Origin of the sequence: Microcystis sp. LEGE 08355, assembly GCF_015207185.1 — a bacterium.
Lineage (GTDB): Bacteria > Cyanobacteriota > Cyanobacteriia > Cyanobacteriales > Microcystaceae > Microcystis > Microcystis panniformis.
In genome coordinates this window covers 1-15,726 of the sequence record NZ_JADEXI010000042.1, presented here as the reverse complement: position 1 = coordinate 15,726, position 15,726 = coordinate 1, and the positions used below count along the sequence as shown (strand labels likewise).

Annotated in this window: 15 protein-coding genes; 4 read left to right on the top strand and 11 right to left on the bottom strand. The window is 40.9% G+C overall.

All coding sequences use genetic code 11. The features are described 5' to 3' along the window. Positions 1-269, bottom strand: a 269-nt coding sequence (locus IQ242_RS03915; RefSeq protein ID WP_193959099.1) for a helix-turn-helix domain-containing protein, incomplete at its 3' end; no start/stop codon positions are given. 321 nt (positions 270-590) lie between these two features. Here IQ242_RS03915 and IQ242_RS03910 point away from each other — a divergent pair. Further along, complete coding sequence (locus IQ242_RS03910) at positions 591-887, top strand: hypothetical protein (protein WP_002743720.1); 297 nt, start codon at positions 591-593, stop codon at positions 885-887. Positions 888-945: 58 nt separating this feature from the next. Here the strand turns inward: IQ242_RS03910 and thrS are convergent, their stop codons facing one another. Beyond that, positions 946-2,745 carry a threonine--tRNA ligase gene (gene thrS, locus IQ242_RS03905; protein WP_193959098.1) on the bottom strand — a complete coding sequence of 600 codons (1,800 nt, stop codon included), beginning with the start codon at positions 2,743-2,745 and terminating at the stop codon, positions 946-948. Between the two features lie 134 nt (positions 2,746-2,879). On the opposite strand from thrS, the gene IQ242_RS03900 reads away from it, so the two are divergent. Beyond that, positions 2,880-3,791 (top strand): metal ABC transporter solute-binding protein, Zn/Mn family, encoded by a 912-nt coding sequence (locus IQ242_RS03900; RefSeq protein ID WP_193959097.1) that lies wholly within the window; start codon positions 2,880-2,882, stop codon positions 3,789-3,791. Between the two features lie 74 nt (positions 3,792-3,865). On the opposite strand, the gene IQ242_RS03895 is transcribed toward IQ242_RS03900, so the two are convergent. Then, complete coding sequence (locus tag IQ242_RS03895) at positions 3,866-4,960, bottom strand: GTP-binding protein (protein ID WP_193959096.1); 1,095 nt, start codon at positions 4,958-4,960, stop codon at positions 3,866-3,868. A gap of 206 nt (positions 4,961-5,166) precedes the next feature. Next, positions 5,167-5,604: a DUF4079 domain-containing protein gene (locus tag IQ242_RS03890; protein ID WP_193959095.1), complete on the bottom strand. Its 438-nt coding sequence runs from the start codon at positions 5,602-5,604 to the stop codon at positions 5,167-5,169. A 4-nt stretch (positions 5,605-5,608) separates the two neighbouring features. On the opposite strand from IQ242_RS03890, the gene IQ242_RS03885 reads away from it, so the two are divergent. Next, a complete protein-coding gene (locus tag IQ242_RS03885; RefSeq protein ID WP_193959094.1) occupies positions 5,609-8,245 on the top strand; it encodes a M1 family metallopeptidase in 2,637 nt (878 codons plus the stop codon). Positions 8,246-8,382: 137 nt separating this feature from the next. Here the strand turns inward: IQ242_RS03885 and IQ242_RS03880 are convergent, their stop codons facing one another. The 7 genes from IQ242_RS03880 to IQ242_RS03850 form a co-directional block, all read right to left on the bottom strand. Then, positions 8,383-8,994, bottom strand: a complete 612-nt coding sequence (locus IQ242_RS03880; RefSeq protein WP_002768377.1) for a DUF4276 family protein — start codon at positions 8,992-8,994, stop codon at positions 8,383-8,385. Between the two features lie 24 nt (positions 8,995-9,018). After that, on the bottom strand, positions 9,019-10,206 hold the full coding sequence (locus tag IQ242_RS03875; RefSeq protein WP_193959093.1) for an AAA family ATPase: 1,188 nt from the start codon (positions 10,204-10,206) through the stop codon (positions 9,019-9,021). A 246-nt stretch (positions 10,207-10,452) separates the two neighbouring features. Then, positions 10,453-11,493: a sulfate/molybdate ABC transporter ATP-binding protein gene (locus IQ242_RS03870; RefSeq protein ID WP_193959092.1), complete on the bottom strand. Its 1,041-nt coding sequence runs from the start codon at positions 11,491-11,493 to the stop codon at positions 10,453-10,455. Positions 11,494-11,634: 141 nt separating this feature from the next. Next, the gene (gene cysW / locus IQ242_RS03865; RefSeq protein ID WP_008200791.1) at positions 11,635-12,477 is read right to left on the bottom strand and encodes a sulfate ABC transporter permease subunit CysW; all 843 of its coding nucleotides are present in this window, start codon (positions 12,475-12,477) and stop codon (positions 11,635-11,637) included. A gap of 41 nt (positions 12,478-12,518) precedes the next feature. After that, positions 12,519-13,361, bottom strand: coding sequence for a sulfate ABC transporter permease subunit CysT (gene cysT, locus IQ242_RS03860; protein ID WP_193959091.1), 843 nt, complete (start codon positions 13,359-13,361; stop codon positions 12,519-12,521). A 19-nt stretch (positions 13,362-13,380) separates the two neighbouring features. After that, positions 13,381-13,722, bottom strand: coding sequence for an NIL domain-containing protein (locus IQ242_RS03855; protein WP_002768372.1), 342 nt, complete (start codon positions 13,720-13,722; stop codon positions 13,381-13,383). 12 nt (positions 13,723-13,734) lie between these two features. Further along, positions 13,735-14,778, bottom strand: a complete 1,044-nt coding sequence (locus IQ242_RS03850) for a sulfate ABC transporter substrate-binding protein (RefSeq protein WP_193959090.1) — start codon at positions 14,776-14,778, stop codon at positions 13,735-13,737. A gap of 170 nt (positions 14,779-14,948) precedes the next feature. Between IQ242_RS03850 and IQ242_RS03845 the strand changes: the two genes are divergently transcribed. Continuing rightward, a partial coding sequence (locus tag IQ242_RS03845; protein ID WP_002789377.1) for a Crp/Fnr family transcriptional regulator occupies positions 14,949-15,726 on the top strand: 778 nt, incomplete at its 3' end.

Sequence of the window (15,726 nt, the reverse complement as noted above, 5' to 3'; positions counted from 1 at the left end):
TTAGTGAAAGCTGTTTGTAAATGTCTTAACCCTTGTTGTAAAGGTACACAGCTTACTTCATTGAGAAAGTTTAATTCTTCTTGCTTTTTCCAATCGGTTAGCATTGAAGAAGTTTGAGCGTAGCCTACTCTTTCTTGCTTTTCGTACCAAGCTTGTGTTCTGAGATGGAGAGCTTTATTGTAAACTAATCTTACACAGCCCAAAGTGCGCCGCAATAGCGACTCTTGTTCTGGTGTGGGGTAAAATCGAAACGAATAGGCTTTCTCCATACCTCACATTTTAGCATATATTTCGTAAACGATGCTCATATTTAACAGTAAAGCCGTCGTAGAACGACGGGGTTTCAGACCCAAATTTTCGATGATCGTTGAGAAAAATAATGTATAATTGCAGCTTAAAGATAACTGTCAACATTTGGCGACCGAACCTTAACCTATAACCAAAAACCGTCACGATCCTGGGGGTCAACTTTTGGCAAATCAGCCAAGTTTTTACTTGAATCCTCAATCATAGCCAACAATTGATATTATCTCCCATTACCATTACCGAAAAATCTAAAGAAATTCCGCAAAATTACCCGCCGTCGCCCTATGAACCAGAATCCTCCTAACGATGATAACCCGAATCTCCCCGATCGCCGCAAGGAGGATTTTCTCTATCCTCGCGCCCCCTACTATGGAGAATTTAAGCCAGAAAACTTGCTATTTAACGCCAATTTACAGGAATTTGCCCAAAAAGTCAGTTTTATTTGTAATCTAGAAACGGGGGGCAAAATCAGTTCTCTAGAAGCCTACCAAAAAATTAAAGCCCTTTGGAAAGACTTAAAACAGAGCAAAAAAGGCCTAGGTATTGGGGAAAATCCCTTTCAAAAAGATGATGACACCTAAAGGAAAAAATGCTGGGACAGAAATATTTTCTGCCCCATAGAATTAGATGAGCAAACGCTTAAAAATTACCGTGATTTTGGATGGCAGTTTCTAATTTTGCCACCACTTCCTCGACGCTAATTACTCCTAAATCGCCCGTGGCACGGGTGCGAATACTTAAACTATTACTTTCCATTTCTTTTGCCCCCACCACTGCCATCACGGGTATTTTTGCAGTTTCAGCATTGCGAATCATTTTACCCAAACGTTCGCCACTGGTATCGGTTTCGGCGCGAATTCCTAACAACTGCATTTTCGCTGTCACCTCTTTAGCGTAATCCAATTGAGTATCACTAACCGGTAATAATCGTATCTGGACAGGGGCTAACCAAAGAGGAAAATCGCCTGCGTATTCTTCGATTAAAATACCGATTAAACGTTCCAAAGAACCAAAAGGTGCGCGATGAATCATCACCGGACGTTTACGATTACCATCTTCAGCAACGTATTCTAATTCAAAACGTTCGGGTAAATTATAATCTACCTGTACCGTTCCTAACTGCCATTCTCTTTCGAGGGCATCTTGGAAAATAAAGTCTAATTTTGGACCATAAAAAGCCGCTTCTCCGGGGGCTTCAAAATAATCCATCCCCAAAGTTTGCACCGCTTTTCTAATCGCTGATTGTGCCTTTTCCCAAGCGTCATCGGAACCGATATACTTATCCGATTCGGGGTCACGAAAACTCAATCGCGCCTTAAAATTCTTTAATTGTAAACTCTTAAACACCGTCAAAATTAAATCAACAACGCTTAAAAATTCCTTGTCTAATTGTTCGGGAGTGACAAACAAATGGGAATCATCCACGGTAAAACCGCGAACTCTAGTTAACCCTCCCAATTCTCCCGATTGTTCGTAACGATAAACTGTCCCGAATTCCGCCAAACGCATCGGCAATTCCCGATAGGATCTCAAATCACTTTTATAGATTTGAATATGAAAAGGACAGTTCATCGGTTTGAGGACAAATCCTATTTCCTTACTAGCAGATTCCTCATCGTCTGCCATCATGGGAAACATATCTTCTTTGTACTTTTGCCAGTGACCGGAAATTTTAAACAAATCGACGCGAGCAATATGGGGAGTAACTACGGGTAAATAACCGCGTTTTAACTGTTCTTTTTTGAGAAAATCTTCTAACAAAGAACGAATTAAAGTTCCTTTTGGTGTCCATAAAGGCAACCCCGGCCCGACCGAATCAGAGAAAATAAATAAACCTAATTCTTTGCCTAATTTCCGATGATCCCGTTTCAGTGCCTCTTCCTTACGGCGCTTGTATTCGGCTAATTGTTGGGGATTTTCCCAGGCTGTGCCGTAAATGCGCTGTAATTGGGCTTTATTCTCATCCCCACGCCAATAAGCACCCGCTACCGTCTCTAATTCGATCGCTTTCGGGTCTAGTTCACTTGTATTATCTAGGTGCGGACCAGCGCACAAATCCCACCAAGCGTCACCAAGATGATAAAGGGTGATGGGTTCTTGAATTCCCGCCAGAATTTCCAGCTTATAGGGTTCATTAATCGCTTTAATGCGCTTTTCCGCTTCTTCCCGAGAAACTTGCTCGCGAATCACTGGCAGTTTTTTATTGATAATTTTGACCATCTCTTTTTTGATGTCCTTGAGATCCTTATCGGTAAAAGGTTCCGGCACATCAAAATCGTAGTAAAATCCGGTTTCAGTCCAAGGCCCGATAGTAACTTGGGCTTTCGGGAATAATTTTTGCACCGCCATGGCCATAACATGGGAGGTGGTGTGACGAATGCGCTTGAGGTGGTCGGATTCGCTGGTTTTCGGTAGTTTAATCGGGGCTTGGTTATCCATGTCTTTTGAATTTACACCTTCTCTATTCTCTATTTTAATAGTAAAAGGAGTCTTTAGTCAGGAAAAAAATCAGGATAGATATCAATGCCATTTCCCCTCATCTCTAACCTCTAACCTCTCATCTCTATTTCTCGATGAAAAAACTAATTTTATCCTGTTTATTTTTGGGATTGGTTGCTTGTCATGCCTCGGTTAATACTACTGATAACCAAAAACCCAAGGTAATCTCCACTAGCACAATTATCGCCGATTTAACCGCACGAGTGGGCGGTGAAGAAATTGACCATCAAGACATTTTAAAACCGGGGGATGATCCGCACGTTTATGAACCGGTTCCCGCCGATAGCGTGGCTTTAGAAAAAGCTGATTTAATTCTCTATAACGGTTATAATCTCGAACCGGGGTTAATTAAAATGATCAATTCTACGGGAATTAAAGCTAAAAAAGTGGCTGTGGGAGAAGCAATCAAGCCTTTACAATTGGAAAAAGAGGGGCAGAAAGTCCCCGATCCCCACGTTTGGGGTTCAGCAAAAAATGGCATAATCATGGTGGAAAAAATCCGAGATCAATTGATTGAATTAAGTCCCGAAGATAAAGAAATTTTTACTGAAAATGCCGCCCAATTAATCAGGGAAGTAGAAAATCTTGATCGCTGGATTACTGCGGCTATTGAAACTATCCCCCCTTCCCAAAGGCAATTAGTCACCACTCATGACGCTTTTCAGTATTATGCTCATGCCTACGGGTTAAAAGTTGCGGGAACTTTAATTGGCATTAGTACCGAAGAACAACCTAGCGCCCAAACGGTGAAAAATTTAGCCGATGCTATTAAAAATCTCCAGGTTGCTGCTATCTTTGCCGAGACGACTATTAATCCCGCTTTAATTACCACTGTAGCCGCAGAAGCGGGGGTGAAATTAGCACCACAACAATTATATTCTGATTCGATCGGTGCGGTGGGTACTGGGGGGGATAGTTATGTAAAAATGCTCAGGGAAAATACTCGATCGATCGTGGAATCTTTAGGGGGAAAAGTACCCGAATAAAAATAAATAATTGGTGGTAGTGGGGAATTTAGGTGATGGGGGTGCGTTACCCTAGGCTAACACCCCCACGGGGTTTATTTGCCAAATCCTTTACCGCGATTGACAGCAGGTAAAATGAGACAACTGTTAATCTGTTCTTTTAGGGTTTCATGATCGAGATTTTGACCGATAAGAACTAGCTGATTTTTCGGAGTACCTTTCCATTCGTCATCTTCGAGAGTAAAACGTTTACCACTGAGGTGAAAAATATGACGTTTAGGACTTTCATCAAACCAGAGAATCCCCTTAGCGCGGAAAACGCTTTCCGGTAACTGATTATCGAGGAAATATTGGAACTTCCGAATCGAAAAAGGTTGGTCACTAGCAAAGGAAATAGAAGTAAATCCATCTACCTCTAAATGATTGGAATGGTCGTGATGATCATGATCGTGGTGATGATGATCGTGATCATGATCGCAATGGTCGTGATCGTGGTCGTGGTGATGATGGTCGTGGTGTTCTTCTTCTGTGTCGAAATATTTATCCGATTCAAATAGTCCGACGCTGAGAATTAAGGGTAAAGGAACCTGACTTTTGCTAGTACGAAGAATTCTCGCTCCTTGCTTCATGTCCCGGATTCTTATTTCTAAAGAATCCACATCCCCTTCATCCACTAGATCGGTTTTATTGAGAACAATAATATCACCGTAGGTGATTTGACTTAAGGCCGCTTGCGAGTTGAATAAATCGAGACTAAAATTGGCACAATCCACCATAGTGACAATGGAATCTAAACGGGTCATTTCCCGTAATTCCGTCCCTAAAAAAGTTAAAGCTACCGGTAAAGGATCGGCTAATCCCGTGGTTTCTACGACTAAATAATCGATTTTTTCGGGACGTTCGAGAACTTTATAAACTGCTTGAATTAAATCCTCGTTAATCGTGCAGCAAATACAGCCATTATTTAATTCTACCATGCTGTCATCACTGCTGATAATCAGTTCATTATCGATACCGATTTCACCAAATTCATTGACAAGAACAGCAGTTTTTAATCCCTGTTGATTGCTGAGAATATGATTGAGGAGGGTAGTCTTACCACTACCAAGAAACCCAGTAATAATTGTTACTGGTAGCCCTTTTTTTGGCACTGACATCGTGTTAATAGCTTGTGATTCGACGGTTTGCATAATGATTTGGGGGTAAGTATTCTGTCACTAAAAAGCGATTTTTCGGGATGAGATAAGTAAGTGGTTTCAATTAAATTGAAGATAGATTTTGTCTTTGATCCCCCCTGCCCCCCTTGATAAGGGGGGGGGATGTGACAATTTTTAACATCCACTTACTTAGCTAGTTTTTCTCGATCGAACAGTCTCCACTCGATCGCCGACTATTTTTATTGTAGATATTTTTGGACCACATCCCATCCTGTTAGGCTAACAAAAAGAAAACCCAGAAACAATAAAAGATTAGTGCCGATGTGGAGAGACCGCGCTAGGGGTGGACGGGTTGTAATGTTCAGGCCGCTAATTGCCGAAACAAAAACCAGAAAAACCACCGATAAACCCGCTATCAGGTGGGAAGAGTGGCCTAAACTGCCATAATGACCGATTGTTCCCACTAATCCGATTCCCAGCAGAATTAAGACCAAAGCAACCATGATCAGGCCGCTGAGGAGATGAAAGGGTCTTAACCATTTTGGTCGAGATTGGCCCGCGAGTCGTCGATAACCCATGTTTACCCCCGAAACCGCTAGTAAAAAATAGGCAAAGAGGGTAAATCCCATCGACCAAGCGGCAATTTTCCATAACCAGAGAAAGGAAGGGAGATTCATAGGGGTGGGATTATTATTAGCAAGGAAAGGGACGACCGATCGTGTTAATTTAAGTTTACCGGACAAAAATCAGCAAGTTAGGGCTAATATGTCTCATCTCACCATCGACACGGAAAATAATCAGCGTCAACCCTTTGAGTTACCCGGGGCTAAACCCCATTATAACCCCGATCGACCCGGACAAGTTAATCATATTTTTCTCGATTTAATTATTGATATTCCTCAACAAAGTTTTCAGGGCAGCTGTCAGATTACCCTCACCCCCATTCGTCAGGGAATTAGCAGTTTAACTCTGGACGCGGTGGATTTAAATATTAATTCTGTGTTCATTGAAGGTATCAGTCAACCCTTTGACTATGATCGTTCTCTTCTGACCATTCATCTGCTGCAACCCACCACCGATAAACCGATTATCCTGACGATTAACTATCAGGTTAAGCAACCACAACGGGGGTTATATTTTATCGGACCCGATGAATATTATCCCGATAAACCGATGCAAGTTTGGACCCAGGGAGAAGATGAAGATTCTCGCTTTTGGTTTCCCTGTTTTGATTACCCCGGCCAATTGGCCACTTCCGAAATTCGGGTTAAAATTCCCCAACCCTATATGGCTATTTCTAACGGGGAATTAATCTCGGTGGAACCCGTGGGTGAGGACAGAATTTATCACTGGTCACAAAAGCAAATTCATCCTACCTATTTAATGACTCTTGCGGTGGGAGATTTTGCTGAATTATGCGACTCATGGAATGGTGTTCCTGTCACTTATTATGTGGAAAAAGGACGGGAAGAAGAGGGCCAAAGAAGTATGGGTAAAACTCCCCGCATGATCGAGTTTTTTAGCCAAAAGTTTGGTTATCCCTATCCCTATCCTAAATACGCACAAGTTTGTGTAGATGATTTTATTTTTGGTGGGATGGAAAATACCTCCACCACAATTTTAACCGATCGCTGTTTAATTGATCAAAGAGCCAGCATCGATCATACTTGGACAGAAAGCTTAGTTGCCCATGAATTAGCTCATCAATGGTTCGGTGATTTAGTGGTAATTAAACACTGGTCTCACGCTTGGATTAAAGAGGGAATGGCTTCCTATTCTGAGGTTTTATGGACAGAATCGGAATACGGAAAAGCAGCTGCTAGTTATTATTTATTAGGGGAAGCAAGAAGTTATTTAGAAGAAGATACTTCCCGCTATCGTCGTCCGATTGTTACTCATGTTTATCGAGAAGCGATCGAACTTTATGATCGTCATCTCTACGAAAAAGGTGCTTGTGTTTATCACATGATCCGCTCTATTTTAGGGGAAGATTTATTCGGAAAAGCGATTCAGACTTTTGTGCGAGATAATGCCCATAAAACCGTGGAAACTGTGGACTTATTACGGGCGATCGAAAAAGCGACCGGCTACAATTTATTATTCCTCTTTGATCAGTACGTTTATCGCGGTGGTCATCCCGATTATAAGGTGGCCTACAGTTGGGACAATCAGAATAATTTAGCCCAATTAACTGTCACCCAAACCCAGGACGAAAAGGAACTATTCGACTTGAAAATTCCCGTCGCTTTTGCCTATCTCAACTCTGACGATCTTACCTACAATCTGCGGATTCACCAAAAAGAACAAACTTTCTATTTTCCCCTAGCACAAAAGCCCGATTTTGTCAAGTTCGATCGGGGTAATAATTTCCTCAAAACCGTCACTCTTGAGTATCCCATCGGTGAATTAAAAGCGCAATTACAACAGGATCCCGATCCAATTTCCCGCATCTATGCAGCCATAGCCATTGCTAAAAAAGGCGGTTTAGAAGCGATCGAAGCTTTAGGGACATCCCTAGAAAATGAGCCTTTTTGGGGGGTGCGTGTGGAGGTGGTCAAACAGTTAGCGACTCTTGGTTTAGATCAGGCGGTTACTGCTTTAATTAAAGGTTTAAACGATGAAAAAGCACAAGTACGTCGGGCAGTGGTCGAGGGATTAAGTGAAATTAAAACCTTAGATAGTTATCACGCGCTTAAATCCCTACTAGAAGCTGGAGATGCTAGTTATTATGTGGAAGCGGCCGCGGCGCGAGGATTAGGCTCTATGGCCGTGGGACAATTGCAAAATAAAGAAGGGGAAATTATTGACCTGCTCAATCATATTTTACAGTTAAGAAAGGGGTGGAATGAGGTAGTAAGAGCGGGCGCAATTGGCGGTTTAAGCCAGTTAAAAACCTCGTCGGCGGCTTTGGAGTCAATTTTGACGTACACGGCTTTAGGCACGCCTCAACCCCTGAGATTAGGGGCTATCCGCGCCCTGGGAGCGATTTCTTCCGGACAAACCAGCGACAAATTAACCGTAATTTTGGAACGTTTAGAAACCATTGCCAAGGAAACTTTTTTCTTGACGCAAGTGGCAGTGTGTAACGCGTTAGGACAGATAGAAAATGCCAAAGCTATCGTTATTTTACAAGCTTTGAGCGATCGAACTCCCGATGGTCGCGTCCGTCGTGTAGCGGAGGAAGCAGTACAAAAAGTCCAGAAAAAATTAGGTTCCGACAAAGCAATTCAGGAAATTCGCGAGGAATTAGAAAAAATGAAACAGGAAAATCAGGAACTTAAAAGTCGTTTAACCAAATTAGAGGCAAAAAATAGTTAGTTAACCTGAGTGATCAGTTATCAGTCAATATCAACACCGAATTTTGAACAATTATGCAACAATTTATTCAACAGTTAAAAATTAATTTATCCTTGACAGTAACCTAGAAGTTTTATCATTGACTTTCCTAAACATCCTTAGCTAATCATCGCCAATAAACCTTGATAAAAAATCTGAAAACTAGGAGAACAATTATGAGCAGGAGTCATAAATTGAGAAATTTCTCTGGCTGCTTTCACTTTTTCTAAACCTCCTCGATGATACCCAGCTTTTTGAAGTATCTTTTCTAAGTTTTCCCAAGTTCCGCCCGTAATTTCATCGGGTTTTCTGTATTTTGCTTGCTGTCCCACATTAGTAGAAACTTTGGGATAGGCTGAGACTATAGCCTGAATATCACCAAAAAACCAAGCTTCTAGTTCTTCTATAGCAATTCTATTTAACACCTGAAATGTTTTTTTATCTTCACTAATCGTTTTGGTTATCATTCCTGTTTGTTGGGCAATATTTTCTAACTTTTCTTTGAGCATTTGACAATCTTCATTGTCTCTATCTACAAGAATAATGATTCGATAATCATCGGGTATCCAGCATTGATAGCCTTTTAATCGCTCCGGTAGCTTTTTGATTAAATCGGATTTACCTCGAAAGGCATGAATTTTATAGGTGACATTCTCAAATAATATTTTAGGTAAAATTTGATTTAAACATTCTTGGGTAGAAAATTCTTCGACTAAAAATTCAAGATGCACTTTTTCCCTCCTTTGCTATTAAATTTAAATGCTAGGATTACCCACATCAAAATAGTCCTCCATCCATAATTGACCCAACAAAGCACCATTTTGAATAAATTCCTTAACTCCTTGCATTGCTGAAGTACGTTTAGCTTGAGTAAAACCATTTTCATCTCGATAAAGCACCCAAACTTCTTCTGGTTTCAAACCATCTACAAAAAAGGGAGAATGAGTTGTTACCATTAATTGTGTACTTGCGGTCGCTGCCCGACATTCTTCTGCTAATTCAGGTAATAAACGGGGATGAAGATGATTTTCTGGTTCTTCTATTCCCAGTAATTGCGGCGGGATTGGATCATATAAAATAGTTAAATAAGCCAACATTTTTAAAGTGCCATCGGAGGCAAATTTGGCAAGAATTGGCTCTTGAAAAGGTGCGTCTTTAATCTGAAGTAAAAGCTGTCCATTCGGCATAATAGATGCTTCTACTTTTTCTAATCTAGGAATTCGACGAGAAAGGGTTTGTAAAATAGATTCTAATCGTTGAGGATGATCTTCTTTTAAATATTGAATAACATTAGGTAAATTGTCACCAGTTGGGGATAATCTTTCTTGCGCTCCTGCTTCTGGTTGAGTGCGAGTATTATCTGCGGTTAAGTAGGAAAGATACCAACTTGTGACAAAACGACGCAAAGCACTAACCCGGGGATGTTTGGCCAATTGTCCCAGGGTACTAACAGCTAAAAATTCCGGGGAGTCTAATCGTTCAGAAATTCGTTTATCTTTTGGTTTGGGATTTTCTCCACTAATCACTATTCCTTCCCCTTCTTTAAAGTCTAAAAAGCGATAAGGTTTGCCCTTCGCTCCTTGTCTCCACTGTAACCATTCTTCGGCAACATAAGGGCGATTGTTAGCTTCATTAATAGCTAAATGATAGGTAATTAAAGATGAGTCTTTGGTTTCTCTATATTTTAATTCGATAATGATGTAACCTTCTTGTCCTCTAGTTCTTAATTCTTTAAATCTTCCCCGTCTGTCCCAAGCTTTTCTTAAACCAACAGTAAAACATTCAGAGAGGAAAGCAAAGACATCAAATATGGTAGATTTTCCGCTCCCATTAGGACCGAGAAAAACGGTTAAAGGAGTAATGCTTTTTAATTCTAAGTCCTGTAAAGCTCGGTAATTTTGCACGCGCAGATTTTCGATTCGAGGTATAGAGTTTTTAGACATTGATTGTTGCTCTCTGCTGCTTTTAGCTCGTCTTGTCCCAGATTAGCTGTTAATTTCCCCAGTTACCCCAAAAAACTGCTCAATTTTTAGTAATCTCTACTTATAATATCAAATCCAATGGGTGATCAGATGCACCCATTTCTCTTTCCTCAGTTTCCCCATCATCTGCTTTCTCCAGACCAGAATCAGCCTTGACTTGGCTTTAAGGTTTATTTTATAAAAAACTCTCTAATAAACCCAGAGTTTTTAAATTGAGTAATCGATAAATTTCTCACTTGGATTGTCAAAATCAGTGAGTAAGGTCGCTTTTCTTGGTTTTAAATGTACCGTTTGTTCTGGTTGTAACTGTAATTGCTTGTACTCCTCACGATTGAGATAAGCCACCACCATTTCCCCATCGGCTAACATTAATTCTACTTGTATTTCCCAGCCTAAATGAATAACTCTTTTTACCACTGCCCAACTATTCAAACCATCTTGATTGGGCATAATTTCGAGGTCGTGGGGACGGATAAAAACGGTGGAATTATGACCATGATGATGCCCATTTCCTAATCCCGCTAGATTAGGTAAGATATTCACTTCCCCAATAAATTGCATCACAAAAGGTGTGGCAGGATGATCGTAAATTTCGGCGGGAGAACCCACCTGTTCAATTCTACCATGATTCATCACGACAATCGTATCAGCTACCTCCATTGCTTCCTCTTGATCGTGGGTAACAAAAACACTGGTAACGTGAACTTCTTCGTGTAAATTTCTCAGCCATACCCTTAATTCTTTTCTAACTTTTGCATCTAAAGCTCCAAAGGGTTCATCTAATAATAATACATTCGGTTGAATGGCTAAAGCGCGGGCTAAAGCTACTCTTTGCCGTTGTCCTCCCGATAATTGGGCGGGATAGCGATCGCCTAATCCTTGTAATTGAATTAATTCTAATAATTCCTCAACTCTTTTCTTAATTACTGGCGATTTTTGCTGGCGAATTTCTAGACCAAAAGCAATATTTTGACGGACAGTTAAATGTTTAAATAGGGCATAATGTTGAAAAACAAAGCCGATATTTCTCCGTCTAGGATCTAGATGAGTGGTATCTTGTCCATTAATAATAATCGCACCACTGTCGGGAGTTTCTAATCCCGCAATTGAACGTAATAAGGTGGATTTTCCCGATCCCGATGGTCCAAGAAGGGCGACTAATTTGCCTTCAGGAATGGTTAAATTGATATTATCTAAAGCTTGAAAATTGCCGAAACGTTTAGAAACTTGCTGGATGGTAATACTCATATTTTAGGTTAATTGTAGTTAAGTAAGTAGGTGGGTGGAATTAAATATAAGATGAACGTAGGTTGGGCTTCGGCCGTGAGCTTTTGCCGAACGGTTGAAGTATGAAACCCAACGCCCTCATAATTTTTAGGTTTTTTGTAGTTATGTAGTGTGAATTTTGTGGGCGGTTTTACGTTCGAGAATTTCTTTGATAATTAAAGTAACTCCCGCTAGTAAAGCGAGGATAGCTGCCGCACTAAAAGCGGCAGGAGTGAGATAATTTTTATAAGCCTGTTCTACGAAAATTGGCAGGGTAGCAGTTCTCCCTAAAATACTGCCAGAAACCACAGAAACCGCCCCAAATTCTCCCATCGCCCGGGCATTAGTTAACAGCACTCCGTACATCAATCCCCAACGAATATTAGGTAAAGTTACGCGCCAGAAAATCTGCCAATCATTTGCCCCTAAAGTGCGCCCCGCCTCCTCTTGTTCCAAACCAATTTCTTCTAAGACTGGGATAACTTCTCTAGCTACAAAAGGCATAGTAACAAATATAGTTGCTAATACCATTCCGGGTAAAGCAAAAAGTATTTTTATATCGAAAAATTCGAGAAAAGAACCTAACCAACCATTGCGCCCATAGAGCAGTACAATCATTAAACCCGCTACCACAGGAGAAACGGCAAAAGGTAAGTCAATTAAACTAATTAATAACGTTTTGCCACGAAATTGATTGCGAGCAATTACCCAGGCTGCACAAAGTCCAAAAATTGTGTTTAAAGGAACAGTAATTAGGGCAATAATTACTGTTAATCTTACCGCTTCGATAAAGTCAGAAGTTCCCGCCGCTTCTAAAAAAGCTTGGAATCCATTGCGAAAAGCATAGTAAAATACTGCCGCTGCTGGAATAAATAATAATAGTGCCAGATAAACAAGGGCGATGATAATTAGTAGGGGTTTGTAATCCCACTCTTTCGGTTTAGTTGATTTTTTTAGACTCAGCATTTTTGATCTGTCTCCAGTTATACCCTAATATTTTTTACTCTTTACTTAACTCTGTATTTTTGCCCCCATTGCTGCAGGAAATTAATTACTACTAACATGAACAAAGAAACCAGTAATAAAACCATGCCGATTACTGTCGCACCTGTGTAATCATATTCCTCTAGTCTTTGGAAGATTAAAACTGGGGCAATTAAATCCTTAAAGGGGATATTAGAGGAGATAATAACTACAGAACCATATTCACCGATCGCTCTGGCAAAACCGAGGGCAACTCCTGTTAAAATAGCGGGTAGTATTGTGGGAAAAATAACTCGCCAAAAGATTTGCCAAGAGGAAGCTCCGAGGGATAAAGCTGCCTCTTCTACTTCTTTTTCCATTTCCTGTAAAACCGGCTGTAGGGTGCGGACAATGAAGGGTAAAGCGATAAATAACATCGCCACAAAAACCCCTAAAATGGTAAAGGATATCTTAATGCCAAAGGGGGCAAAAAATTGACCGAGCCAACCGTTATCACTGTAAACTGTGGCTAGGACTAAACCAGCAACAGAAGTGGGTAAAGCAAAGGGCAAATCCACACAAGCATCGACAATTTTTTTACCCGGGAATCGATACCGCACTAATACCCAAGCGATAATAGTGCCAAAAACTCCGTCAATTAATCCGGCGATTAAGGAAGTCAAAAAAGTGACTTGGTAAGCGGACAAAGAAATCGGTAAAGTGGCAACACGCCAAAATTCAGCAAAACCAAGAGTTAGGGATTTAGCAAATAATGCCGCTGCCGGTAAAACCAACAAAACCACTAGATAACTAATGGTAATTACCCAAGGAATAGAAACTTTTTTCAGGGGTTGACTGGGAGATAAAGATAATTGTGGGTTAGCCATTGTTAATTATTGCTAGAGATTACCAATTGTCCGCTTCTTCAAGAACTTGTGCTGAATCATACCAAACTTCTACATCTAAATCTGCCAGATAGGAAAGGGCATTTTCTATCCCTTGGGAGTTGCCTTGTAGTTGTAGATCGAACCAGCCATCTTGATTATTATTGGCAGCTAACAAAGCGGAAAATATATTCACTTTTAGACCGGGAAAAGAACCTAAACGTGCTATAATAGGCTCGTTAATATATTGTTTAGGAATGCGAATTTTTATTCTTCGGGAAGTGGGGCGATCAAGTCCAGATTGATCGAGATGTAAGTCACTTTGGGGATGATTAATAGTTTGCCATTGAGGTTGATTGTCCATGGTTTTTCTCCTTTAAGATTTACCAGCTTTAGTCAAAATTTTATCGAAGACGGCTCCACTATCAAAGAATTGTTTTTGTACCTGATCCCAACCTCCTAAATCCTGCACGGTAAAGAGATTTTTTATCTGAGGAAATTTACTCTCAAACTCTTTAACTATCGTCGGTTCAACGGGACGAAAACCCACCTGAGCAAATTCCCTCTGTGCCTCTGGGGTAAATAAAAACTGCACAAAAGCCTCGGCCACTTTTCTCGTACCTTTTTTATCCACATTGGCATCAACAACCGCCACGGGATTATCAATAGAAATGTTGTAATCAGTAGGAACAATGTAAGCTAACTTCTCACCTTTTTGATTAGCGAGAATCATCTCATTTTCGTAATTAATTAGCACATTTCCCTGGCCTTGTTTAAAAAATACATCACTAGATTCGCGAGCATCTCTAGGTAAAACTGGCGCATTTTTAAACACTTTTTCGACAAAAGTTTCCGCCGCTTGTTCACTGCCTCCCGCTTGCGTCACCGAACCCCAAAGAGCAAGAAAATTCCAGCGCGCTCCGCCAGAAGTCTTGGGATTAGCGGTAATAACTTTAATATTATCCTTGGCTAAATCTGACCATTTATTAATTTTAATATTGGCATCACGAGGAACAAAAGCCACCACAGATTTATGAACAATAGAGTCATTAGGAGCTTCTTTTTCCCAACCGGGTTGAATTAATCCCGCTTGCTCAATTTTCTTGGTATCCAAAGCTAAAGCCAACGCTACCACATCCGCTTCCAAACCATCGATAACGGCGCGAGTTTGGGAACCGGAACCACCATAACTCTGTTCAAAAGTTACTTTTTGCCCCGTTTTTTGTTGCCATTCCTCGACAAATTTGGGAATGATTTTTTCGTAGGCGCTTTGGGTAACAGCATAGGAAACAAGCGTCACAGTCACGGGTTTTTGGCTGTCATTGCCGCTATTGGTGGGGGATGAGGTACAAGATGCCAGCATTCCTCCCGTCAAGACAGTTGCCATGAGTAGGGATAAACAAGACTGGGATGACTGCATCGGCGGCACTCCTAAGCTTTACTCTGAGGTTGTATCTGTTTTCAGGTCTGCTTTAATCTTACAGCACAGGAAATAAAATTTCAATACATTTATAAAACAAATTGGGAATAAGGCGATAACAAGGGAAACTGTGAGAAGATAAAATCAGTGCTACATCTAGGTTTGAGACTATGGGCAAGAGCGTCAAGGCCAAAAAAACAACCCTCCTACAACAACTGATTAACCAGAGTTTTCTCTTTCGCGGACTAGAGGAAGCTTGGTTAAGTCAGTATCTCGATGCCGACAATCTCAAGCTAGAGACGCTATTTTCCAATCGTCCCGTCTATACGGCTTTTCTACCCGATGAATTTCTAGATGTTTTGTATGTGATTTTGGATGAGGGTGTAATCGTTGTCCGCAGCACTCCCCTCGACCGGATTATTGCCATTACCTACCCCGGTGGCTGTTTTGGCATGAGGAGTTTACCCTTTAGTTATGGTTTAGCCAGTCGTGCCTTTCCCTGTTTGGTGGAATCCTATAAAACTACCCACGTCCTGAAAATTCCCTTATCGGCACTAGAAAAGATTTACAACGATAACGAAAGTTTTCGTCAACGGTACTGTTTTTTATTTGAATTACAGCAAAAATTCGAGTATCATTTGCTTAATTGCAGTAGCTATCCACCCCAAGCTGTAGCCACTTTACTGAGAGCTTTAATCTATCAAGAAAGAGAATTAGGCAGTCAACCGAGTGCCGAAAATATCTATACTTTTGATTTATCCGTAGATGTGATTGCTCGTGCTTGTCAACTCAATCAACGCACCGTCGAACAGGTATTAAAAGGATTGCAAACCGTGGGATTAATTGCCTCCGAATCGACGGGGGATTTAATTCGGGTACTAGATGCCGAAGGTTTAAAAGAAGTGTACAGTGCCACCAGAGATAAAGTTAATTGGTGGCCCCTAAGAT

Excerpts from the sequence above, each read along its gene's own strand:
- IQ242_RS03870 (WP_193959092.1), bottom strand. The coding sequence starts at position 11,493 with ATGAGTATTACCATCCAGCAAGTTTCTAAACGTTTCGGCAATTTTCAA.
- IQ242_RS03895 (WP_193959096.1), bottom strand. The coding sequence starts at position 4,960 with ATGCAAACCGTCGAATCACAAGCTATTAACACGATGTCAGTGCCAAAA.
- IQ242_RS03910 (WP_002743720.1), top strand. The coding sequence starts at position 591 with ATGAACCAGAATCCTCCTAACGATGATAACCCGAATCTCCCCGATCGC.
- IQ242_RS03900 (WP_193959097.1), top strand. The coding sequence starts at position 2,880 with ATGAAAAAACTAATTTTATCCTGTTTATTTTTGGGATTGGTTGCTTGT.
- IQ242_RS03890 (WP_193959095.1), bottom strand. The coding sequence starts at position 5,604 with ATGAATCTCCCTTCCTTTCTCTGGTTATGGAAAATTGCCGCTTGGTCG.
- IQ242_RS03875 (WP_193959093.1), bottom strand. The coding sequence starts at position 10,206 with ATGTCTAAAAACTCTATACCTCGAATCGAAAATCTGCGCGTGCAAAAT.
- IQ242_RS03855 (WP_002768372.1), bottom strand. The coding sequence starts at position 13,722 with ATGGACAATCAACCTCAATGGCAAACTATTAATCATCCCCAAAGTGAC.
- thrS (WP_193959098.1), bottom strand. The coding sequence starts at position 2,745 with ATGGATAACCAAGCCCCGATTAAACTACCGAAAACCAGCGAATCCGAC.
- IQ242_RS03850 (WP_193959090.1), bottom strand. The coding sequence starts at position 14,778 with ATGCAGTCATCCCAGTCTTGTTTATCCCTACTCATGGCAACTGTCTTG.
- cysW (WP_008200791.1), bottom strand. The coding sequence starts at position 12,477 with ATGCTGAGTCTAAAAAAATCAACTAAACCGAAAGAGTGGGATTACAAA.
- cysT (WP_193959091.1), bottom strand. The coding sequence starts at position 13,361 with ATGGCTAACCCACAATTATCTTTATCTCCCAGTCAACCCCTGAAAAAA.